8 protein-coding genes are annotated in these 9,095 nt (G+C 49.1%); 2 read left to right on the top strand and 6 right to left on the bottom strand.

Annotation, left to right across the window (positions count from 1 at the left end; genetic code table 11):
* Nucleotides 1-54 precede the first annotated feature (54 nt).
* On the top strand, nucleotides 55-1,023 hold the full coding sequence (locus tag AB7S66_RS09460) for an XdhC family protein (RefSeq protein WP_428519391.1): 969 nt from the start codon (nucleotides 55-57) through the stop codon (nucleotides 1,021-1,023).
* Here AB7S66_RS09460 and AB7S66_RS09455 read toward each other — a convergent pair.
* A complete protein-coding gene (locus AB7S66_RS09455; protein ID WP_428519389.1) occupies nucleotides 1,011-2,081 on the bottom strand; it encodes a lipid II:glycine glycyltransferase FemX in 1,071 nt (356 codons plus the stop codon). The genes AB7S66_RS09460 and AB7S66_RS09455 overlap by 13 nt on opposite strands.
* Before the next feature lie 140 nt (nucleotides 2,082-2,221).
* On the opposite strand from AB7S66_RS09455, the gene AB7S66_RS09450 reads away from it, so the two are divergent.
* A complete protein-coding gene (locus AB7S66_RS09450) occupies nucleotides 2,222-4,063 on the top strand; it encodes an ATP-binding protein (protein ID WP_428519387.1) in 1,842 nt (613 codons plus the stop codon).
* Between the two features lie 55 nt (nucleotides 4,064-4,118).
* Here the strand turns inward: AB7S66_RS09450 and phoU are convergent, their stop codons facing one another.
* The 5 genes from phoU to AB7S66_RS09425 all read right to left on the bottom strand — a co-directional run bounded on the left by phoU (nucleotide 4,119) and on the right by AB7S66_RS09425 (nucleotide 8,886).
* Entirely contained in the window at nucleotides 4,119-4,796 is a 678-nt protein-coding gene (phoU, locus tag AB7S66_RS09445) for a phosphate signaling complex protein PhoU (RefSeq protein ID WP_428519385.1), read from the bottom strand.
* Between the two features lie 15 nt (nucleotides 4,797-4,811).
* Nucleotides 4,812-5,642: a phosphate ABC transporter ATP-binding protein PstB gene (pstB, locus tag AB7S66_RS09440; RefSeq protein WP_428519383.1), complete on the bottom strand. Its 831-nt coding sequence runs from the start codon at nucleotides 5,640-5,642 to the stop codon at nucleotides 4,812-4,814.
* Nucleotides 5,639-6,907, bottom strand: a complete 1,269-nt coding sequence (pstA, locus tag AB7S66_RS09435; RefSeq protein ID WP_428519381.1) for a phosphate ABC transporter permease PstA — start codon at nucleotides 6,905-6,907, stop codon at nucleotides 5,639-5,641. Before pstA ends, pstB begins: the two co-directional genes overlap by 4 nt.
* Nucleotides 6,900-7,820, bottom strand: coding sequence for a phosphate ABC transporter permease subunit PstC (pstC, locus tag AB7S66_RS09430; protein ID WP_428519379.1), 921 nt, complete (start codon nucleotides 7,818-7,820; stop codon nucleotides 6,900-6,902). The genes pstA and pstC overlap by 8 nt, the downstream gene beginning before the upstream one ends.
* Nucleotides 7,821-7,890: 70 nt before the next feature.
* Entirely contained in the window at nucleotides 7,891-8,886 is a 996-nt protein-coding gene (locus tag AB7S66_RS09425) for a PstS family phosphate ABC transporter substrate-binding protein (RefSeq protein ID WP_428519377.1), read from the bottom strand.
* Nucleotides 8,887-9,095: the final 209 nt, after the last annotated feature.

Below are 9,095 nucleotides of genomic sequence, written 5' to 3'. Positions count from 1 at the left end.
TTACCTTCAATCCGTTAGAATGGAGTAAACACACTGTCCTTGCCAGGAGGAACCATGGATAGGCAACATTACTACACACAACTGCTCAGTGCATTGAAACATGATATCGTCGAACGCAGGACTATAATACAGGGTCCCTACACAGGAGATGAGGCAATCCTGCAGAACCAGAAGGTCATTGCCTGCCTTGGGAGAGGCGAGCATGACTGGGATGATCCCAGCTTCCTCAGGGAGAGACTTTCCAGTGATGTACATCTGGTCATCTTTGGAGGTGGTCATATTGCCCTCGATCTCTACCATCTCGCAATCGACCTTGCCTTACGGGTCACAATCGTGGACGATCGCCCAGAATTCTGTAATCAGGAACGGTTTCCACAGGCTACCTGTCTCTGTGCCTCGTTTGAAGAGGTTCTCGAAAGGCCTCAATCATGGATCAGACCGTACTTCATCATCACCACGAGAGGGCATGCCTATGATAGGTTCTGCCTGGAGAAGACACTACGCCTACCCCACTCCTACATAGGCATGATCGGCAGCAAGAAGAAGGTTGCAAACACCTTTGATGCCCTACGTGATGCAAACTACAGTGAAGCAGAACTTGCATCGGTGAAGGCTCCCATCGGTCTGGATATCGGTGCAGTGACTTCCTCGGAGATAGCTCTCTCCATTCTTGCGCAGGTCATCAGTGAATACCGCAAGAAGGAACAAGCGGTCAGGATCGATGAACAGTTGCTTGCCCGACAAGCAACCGGTGAGTGCCATATCCTCGTCCGTGTAGTGGAAAAACATGGTTCAGCCCCGTGTGAAGTCGGTTTCCAGCTGGCCTTGTTTGCTGACAGGACCATGATGGGAACCGTTGGTGGAGGGGAGATTGAAGACAGGGCGATCAAAGAGGCACAGAAGATGCTCATGGATGCACAGATGCAAGACCATACGGTACGCTATGATTTGAGCAATGAACGTGCAGGCAGTATCGGGATGATCTGCGGAGGTGTGGCAACATTGCTGTTTCAGCGCAGATGATACCCCTCCCCTACCATCTCATAGGCGAATAGCTGAGAAGCCTGTTCCTCATCATACGCAAAGTCCCAGCAACCCATCCTCTGGAAGATGGTACCACCAAACCCTTTCTTGAAGGTATAGAGACCACTCATCGGGTGGTGCATACCCACCGTAGGGGAGACCCCGAAGAGGTCATACTCAGTGCATCCCCATCTCTTAGCCAGCTGAATTGCATGCCACTGCAAGGCATAGGTGCTCATGGAGTTCCTCATCCGGGAGGAAGAGGCCCCATAGAGATAGGTTGCACGGTGTGCTGAACGACTGAGGAACATGGCACTGAGCGGCTGTCCATCAAAGAAAGCCATCAGAAGTACAATTTCAGCTCCCTCATCTTCAGCGCTGTACAGTGCATCAAAATATGAGCGGTCGTGCGACGTTATCCGGTTCCGTTCACAGGTCTCCTTGTACAGTGAGTGGAAGGTATCCAGGTGGTCTCTCCCAACCTGGCGGACTTCTACTCCCTTTCGTTGTGCAAGACGAATATTGTAACGGGTCTTGTGATGCATGCGAGAGAGAATTTGCTCTTCACTCCCCAGCAGATTCACGAACATGGTATTGCTGGGAAGCTGGTTCGAGACTGCTTTTCTCAGCTTCTTGTTGTTGGTCCCCCAGTTGAGTCGGAGATTCTGCGTGGTGAGGGAAACATCATCATCCCAGATTGATTGCCAGGGAAGGTCGTAGCGAAGCAGAAGACACTGGGAAGGTAGCTTTTCTTTTACGCTCATCGAAAGTTCCTCCAGGAATGGACCCATCCTCTCCTCATCAGGATTCAATACCGGTCCATAGGGGACATACCCAATGCTTTGGTACCGATTGACCGGTATCATCTGGACAAGGATGTCATCCAGGACATAAGAGGAGCCTGGTTTCCCATTAAGTTCAGAAAGCGGTGTTTTTATGTCAAATGCTTTGGTGTGGTATCCTTGGCTCTCCTTCACTTGAGACCAGAAATACGACTGATGCAGCAGAGGGGTATCATAGAGACCAGCAGGATTTTTTTCCTGCACCGTGAGATTCATTGCAAACTCCTAATAATAAGAAAACCATACCACAGAAAGAAAAAAGAGGGAAGGGAGATTAATTGTGAAGAAAGTATGAATACCGTACACTTCTCTTGTCTTGCTTGAACCAACGTTGGTAGAATCAAGTGAGGAAAATTATGCAATACAAAAGCATTCGTGCACGTTTGGCATTGACTACCTTTCTGGTTCTGGTGTGCTCCCTCATTGGCAGTATGTGGATTGCAAACCGCTCGTTTGCCACTACCATCAGGGAAACAACCTATGCAGAGCTCTCTGCAAAGGCAGAGTATCTGGCAACCCTCTCCAAGAACTCATCAGAACCATGGATGACGGAACATTTTGACTCGTATGCGGCTTCCACTGCAACCAGGATTACCATCATCAACAGGGAAGGCGTTGTTCTCTTTGACTCTGACTACGCAGCAGAGACGATGAACAACCACCTCTATCGCGAGGAAGTACAAGCAGCGTTGAGGAATGGGAGTGCTTCCAGTGAACGGCGGAGCAGCACCCAGAATCTTCCCGTCCTCTACTGGGCAGTAGCATTGGAAGACCATCCCACCATTGCCATACTGAGAGTCTCCAAGACACTCAGTCAACTCTCCGGGTACCAGAAAACCTATCAGACTCTTTTCTTCCGAGGTATTGGTGTGCTGGTGCTCTTTTTCCTGCTCCTCACCTTCTTCGTCATCTCCATGATCACCCGCCCACTAGACCAGTTGAAGGAACTTGCTCGTAAATATGCAACAGGCGACCTCCAAGCACGACTGCATCTCTCTTCCCCCCAGGAACTCGCTGAACTCTCCCATACCATGGAAGAGATGGCCCAAGAGATCGAGGAAAAGATTTCTCAGGTTGAGTTCAGTAAGAACCAAGTGGAGGCCATTCTCAACAGCCTTAGTGAAGGGATTCTCCTCCTTGACCGAAACCTGAACATCAAGGTAGCAAACAGGGAGGCACAATTACTCTTCACTGACCAGAGGGGCTCCGTCCTCGACAAGAATCTTTCCCAGCTTATCAGTTCCAATGAGGTACGTACTCTCTGCAACGCCACACTACGGGATGGAGAGGAGAGGGAACTCACCATTGAGCAATATGGCCACCTTTTTGGGCAGACTGCACGAATTGCAGGAAAACAACAGGTGCGGGAATTGAGGATGCTCACCTGTGCTGTCCGATCATCCGAAGGAATCATCAACTCAGTGGTACTCTCCATAAATGACATGACAGAGTTGAAACGCCTTGAGCAAATCCGAAAGGATTTTGTAGCTAATGTAAGTCATGAACTCAAAACCCCCATTACCTCAATTGCAGGATTTGCGGAAGCACTCACAGAGACACAGAAGCCAGAGGAGATCATCCACTTCTCAAAAATCATCAGCAGGCAAGCCAACCGAATGCGACAACTTGTTGAGGATTTGTTGTTGCTCAGCAGTCTGGAGCAAGAACAGCATAATGCTTCCATGAGCTGGACCACCCTGGAGCAAATCATAGGGGAAACGGAAGAAGCTTGTTCCTATCGGTTCGAGGAACGCGGCAGCAGCCTGCACATTGTCTCAGACAATCCAGATAATCTCCTGCTCTATGTCAATGAAAATCTGATCGCCCAGGCGTTGACCAACTTGGTGATCAATGCATTGAACTACTCTGAACCAGGGTCAAAGGTCCATCTCTCGGCAAGAGTACGTGAGGACCAGATTATCTTCAGCGTCAAGGACCATGGTATTGGTATACCCAAGGATGTCCAGGATAGGATTTTCGAGCGGTTCTACCGGGTTGATGCAGCGAGAAGCAGGAGCCAGGGAGGAACCGGTCTTGGTCTCTCCATAGTAAAACATATCGTGAATGTCCACGGGGGAAAACTCTCGCTTGAGAGTGAACTGAAAAAAGGAAGCACCTTCACCATCACACTCCCGAGGATGGGTGGGAACCTGAAGGACCTGCAGAAACGAAGTGAAGAACTCTACAAAAACCACTAAGGAACATCCCCCCCTTGGGGAGGATGTTGCATCGTGATCCAACTTCTGGGGTTTCCTATTCTGTCTTTTTCGGTCCATTGAGCTTCGGTCGTTGCCCCTTGTCCATGTAGACAATCCAGCGGCATATGGTCGTCACATGGTCCCCATATCGTTCCATCTCCTTCGTCAGATAGAAGAGATTGAGAACACGTTCCATCTCTCTCTCTGTCTCTGGCCGGAGAGCAAACAGATCGGCATTCAAGGCATCCCGCTCTGCATCCATCTTGTCGTCAAGGGCTGCAACCTCGATGGCCTTCTCTGCCTTCACATCAATGAAGGCTTCAACAACCTTACGGGTCATCGTAGCACCGAGCAGTGCCATTTCACTGATACGCTCTACGAACGGGATGAACATTGCCTCCTCTTCACTACTTGCCATCTTGGCCATATGAGCGGCATGGTCACCCATGCGCTCCAAGCTGGATACAATCTTTATCCCTGCAATGATATGGCGCATATAGTGGCCATAAGGGGTCTCGCTTACCAGGAGTCGCACCGCATCGTTCTCCACCATCTCCTGCAGCTGGTCGATGAACCAGTCGTTGGCAATGACTTTCTTGGCCAACTCCACATCGTGGTTTCTGAACGAATATTGTGCCTGGTAGATTGCTTCCTCCACCCGATTCACCATTTGAATGAGCATTTCTTGGAAGAATTGCATCTTCTCATCAAGCTTACTGATAGTTTGGTCCATGATTTCCTCCTCGGATCAACCGAATTTTCCAGAGATGTACTCTTCCGTCTTTTTGTGTGCCGGGTTAAGGAACAGCTGCTCGGTGGGAGCATACTCCTCCAGATACCCTGTCCGATTCTCATCAACCATGAAGAATGCGGTATTGTCTGAAACACGGGATGCCTGACCCATGTTATGGGTGACAATGACAATTGTATAATACTTCTTCAATTCGAGGATCAATTCCTCGATACGGCCTGTTGCAATGGGATCGAGCGCTGAGGCCGGTTCATCCATCAGTATCACCTCCGGCTGTACGGCCAGGGTCCTTGCGATGCAAAGACGCTGCTGCTGTCCTCCACTGAGGCGAAGGGCATTTTGCTTAAGCTTATCCTTGACCTCATCCCAGAGAGCCGCCTTCTGCAGGCTCGTCTCCACCAGTTCGTCATAATTCCCTCTGAATCCATTGATTTTTGCACCCCAGGTTATATTCTCATAAATTGATTTTGGGAATGGATTGGGTTTCTGGAACACCATGCCGATGCTTCTTCTGATCAGAACCGGGTCAATATCCTTCGCGTAGAGATCATGGCCATGGAACAGTACCTTGCCATCGATCGTTGCCCCCCTGATCATGTCATTCATCCTGTTGATGCTTCTCAGTACCGTACTCTTCCCACATCCTGAAGGTCCAATGAATGCAGTAACCTGTTTCTCATAGATGGGAAGGGATGTATCCTTGACTGCATGGAAATTGCCGTAATGGATATTCACATCCTCCAGGGTTATGATTTCCTGTTTTATATCCGGTTTGGGTTTTCCAAGGAACTCAAAACTTTCTGCTTCTGTTGCTTGCATTACTTTCATGCTGCCATCCTCTTTTTCTTGGCGAGTTTGTCTCTGAGATAGATTGCCCCACTGTTCAATACAAGCAGAAGTACCAACAAGACAATGATGGCTGCTGCTGCAATATTGCGGTATGAACCCTGGGGACGAGCCGACCACTGGTAAATCTGAATCGGCAAGGTCGTGAATTTCGAGAAGATACTGGAAGGGTCAACGCTGATGAACGTCGAGGCACCGATTACCACCAGCGGCGCAGTCTCTCCCAAAGCCCTGGAGAGAGCGAGAATCGTTCCGGTCAAAATCCTGTCAAAACTGACGGGAAGCACCTGGCTCCAGATGGTCTGCCACTTTGTAGCTCCCACTCCATAGCTGCTCATCCTCAGTGAATCGGGTACACCCTTGAGTGCTTCCTGGGTGTTGATGATAATAATCGGGAGTACCAACAATCCCAAGGTTAGCCCTCCACTGAGAATAGTCCTGCCATTGGCAGTGGTATCGTCCACCGTAGAGAGAAAGGCCCCACTGGTCACCCCTTCCATGGCCCTCACGAACACGGCCAACCCCAAAAGCCCATAGATGATTGAAGGTACTGCACTGAGGTTGAAGATGTTGAGCTGCAGCATCCGATTCAGTTTTGTATCCTCCGCATACTCCTCCAGGTAGATGGCTGACCCCACCCCGATGGGGAAAGCCAAAATAAAGGTAATGGCAATAATCCAGAGAGAACCAAGAAGCGCAGTGCGAATGCCGGCATTGAGGGGATTGGCACTTTGGTCATTGGTAAGAAAATCCGGGGTTATCCAGCTCTTGAAGATCAGGTAAGAATCTTCCTGATTCGCCATGAATGCAGCAATCTCATCCTGTTTGGTGATCGAGCCCCAAAGACCCCAGCTTCTGAGTACTGTTGGTTTGATGATATATTGCTCTATCAGGGCACGCAATTCACGATCGGAACGTTCTGCTATCGGCTTCTCATACTCCACCTTTCTCAGTATGCCACTGGAGAGGTTGTTCCTTGCAGTCTCCTCCAATTGAGACCGGGAGAACTCATCCAAGGAAGAAGCCCCATTGCTCAACTCTGAAATATTCACTTCATTTCTGATGACTGCATACCCAAAGATGGAGTCAATCACCGATACAAGCAATAGCAACAGGAACAAGACAGCGACTGCTGTGGAAAAGATAAATATCACTTTCCAGAATATCGATAAGCGAGCGCGTTTTTGCATCAAGAGCAGGCTTTCTGCTCTGGTGCCAAACATCGATTCTGTCTGCATATTATTCATACTCCTGATAGAAAATATCTGAAACTTTTCTTGAGATAAGATTCAGTGTGAAGGTGATGATGAACAACACCAACCCAAGTGCAAAAATACTGTTGTAATCAACCGAGTTGTAGCTGACATCCCCACCGCTGATCCTTACGATGTATCCTGTAATGGTTTCGGCAGCCTCGAAGGGGTTGAACGTCATATTCGGTCCTGCCCCTGCTGCCAAGGCAACAATCATGGTCTCTCCGATAGCCCTGGAGAGAGCGAGGAGGAATGTTGCACTGAGCCCGCTCAATGCCGCAGGAAGCACAACACGGAACGTGGTCTCTAACGGGGTACCACCAAGAGCAAGACCTGCAAGGCGCAACTCCTGGGGAACGGCTGATATGGCATCCTCGGCCATGGTGGCAATCATGGGGAGCACGAGTATCCCGATCACCAAACCTGCACTTGCCGTATTGTAAATCTCCACTGTCTCCTGACCGAAAATGGAACGAAGCAACGGGGTCATGAAAGTAAGGGCAAAATAGCCGTATACGATGGTGGGGATCCCTGCCAACACCTCAAGAATCGGCTTGAGTCTACCCCTGACCTTGTCAGAAGCATACTCTGCCAGATAGATTGCCACAAACAGCCCAAGGGGTATAGCGAACAACATGGCTATAACACTCGTCATGATGGTTGCATTCAGCAAGGGGAGAAAACCAAACAACCCGATCATGGGTTGCCAGGTCTTTCCAGTGAAAAATTCAACCAAGGTGACCTCAGGATCTGAGAAAAAGAGAAAGGATTCGCGAATGAGAATCACCGCAATCCCAACCGTAATCACGACGGAGAACAATGCAAACAGGAACAGGATGGTTTCAATAATCCGCTCATGCAGTCTACGTCTCTTTCCAAAAGGATGGGTGATATGCCGTTGTGTCATACTTGTATATCCTAGTTTTCATGGGAATTGGCCGCACCAATCGATGCGGCCAACCTTGAACCGTGGTGAGTTAGTAGGCACCCCGGGTAGCATCCAACCAAGCCTGGCGAGCCTTGTTCAGCTCATCCTCATTGGCAGGGAAGTAACCAACACCTACAACCTCTTCATTGACATAGCTGAGGTAGAAATCCAGGAAGGCTGCAACCTGTGGTTTGCTCTTCATGATCTCGGCATCACTGTAGAGGAAGAGAGGCCTTGCCAGGGGATAGGAGTTGTTGTCCACATTCTCCTTGCTTGCTTCAATCCCGTTGATACTGAGAATGTTGAGAGAGTCGGCATTCTCACTGTAGTATGCATAGCCAAAGAACCCGATTGCATAGGGACTGCCCTTGATACCCTGTACCAGGATATTGTCATCCTCACTGAGCTGCAAGTGATTTGCTGAGAGCAATGGTTCAGAATTCTTGTCGAACACCTCCTCAGCGAAGTAGTCGAAGGTACCACTGTCGGTTCCAGGAATGAAACGCTGGATTGGCTCGGCAGGATAGGCAGGATTGATGTCAGACCACAACGTGGCGGTGCTGAAAATTTTTCCCAGCTCTTCCATGGTTGCATTCTTCAGGAAGGTGTTTTCCTTGCTAACAACCACTGCAAGCGCGTCGGTTCCAACCCTGAATTCGATGGGGTTTCTGCCGATCTTCTTGGCATCCTCAATCTCGCTTTCCTTGATACGGCGGCTTGCATTTGAGATGTCAGTCTCACCGGATACGGTAAAGCGTTCAAAACCTGCGCCACTTCCAATCGAGTCAATGGTGATAACACCACTATACCCTTCTTCCTTGAACCTTTCAGCCATGCGCTCAGAAAGGGGGTAGACGGTGGAGCTTCCAGCAGTGATGATATTTCCGCTGACCTTCAATGGGTTTACGCCAGGAAGGCCTCCAACTCCAGGTCCTTCAATCCAGCTGAAGGAGTTTGTTGCAACATTCGCTGATTCACTCTTTCCTGCTGCACTGAGTGAAGCCAGGGTGATAACCATCAGGACGATAATACTTAATTTTTTCATTGTTTCCTCCATATTTTAGAAACATTGTTGGGCACAACCTACAGCTAATATGTGAGAAAAGTGTTTAAAGACCATGAATAGTCTGTTATGTTTTTCTCTCCTCCTCTTTCCTCTTTGAGCGAACCTTGGTACCTTTAGAAGAAAGGAGGCCTTATGGCAAAGAAAATCAACTTTTACCGTTGCCCCATTTGCCATTCGATGGTTGATTT

Origin of the sequence: Sphaerochaeta sp. (assembly GCF_050178175.1) — a bacterium.
GTDB lineage: Bacteria > Spirochaetota > Spirochaetia > Sphaerochaetales > Sphaerochaetaceae > Sphaerochaeta.
The sequence above is the reverse complement of the archived record's forward strand: the minus strand, read 5'-3'. Positions and strand labels throughout refer to the sequence as shown.

Excerpts from the sequence above, each read along its gene's own strand:
- pstC (WP_428519379.1), bottom strand. The coding sequence starts at position 7,820 with ATGACACAACGGCATATCACCCATCCTTTTGGAAAGAGACGTAGACTG.
- phoU (WP_428519385.1), bottom strand. The coding sequence starts at position 4,796 with ATGGACCAAACTATCAGTAAGCTTGATGAGAAGATGCAATTCTTCCAA.
- AB7S66_RS09455 (WP_428519389.1), bottom strand. The coding sequence starts at position 2,081 with ATGAATCTCACGGTGCAGGAAAAAAATCCTGCTGGTCTCTATGATACC.
- pstB (WP_428519383.1), bottom strand. The coding sequence starts at position 5,642 with ATGAAAGTAATGCAAGCAACAGAAGCAGAAAGTTTTGAGTTCCTTGGA.
- AB7S66_RS09425 (WP_428519377.1), bottom strand. The coding sequence starts at position 8,886 with ATGAAAAAATTAAGTATTATCGTCCTGATGGTTATCACCCTGGCTTCA.
- pstA (WP_428519381.1), bottom strand. The coding sequence starts at position 6,907 with ATGAATAATATGCAGACAGAATCGATGTTTGGCACCAGAGCAGAAAGC.
- AB7S66_RS09450 (WP_428519387.1), top strand. The coding sequence starts at position 2,222 with ATGCAATACAAAAGCATTCGTGCACGTTTGGCATTGACTACCTTTCTG.
- AB7S66_RS09460 (WP_428519391.1), top strand. The coding sequence starts at position 55 with ATGGATAGGCAACATTACTACACACAACTGCTCAGTGCATTGAAACAT.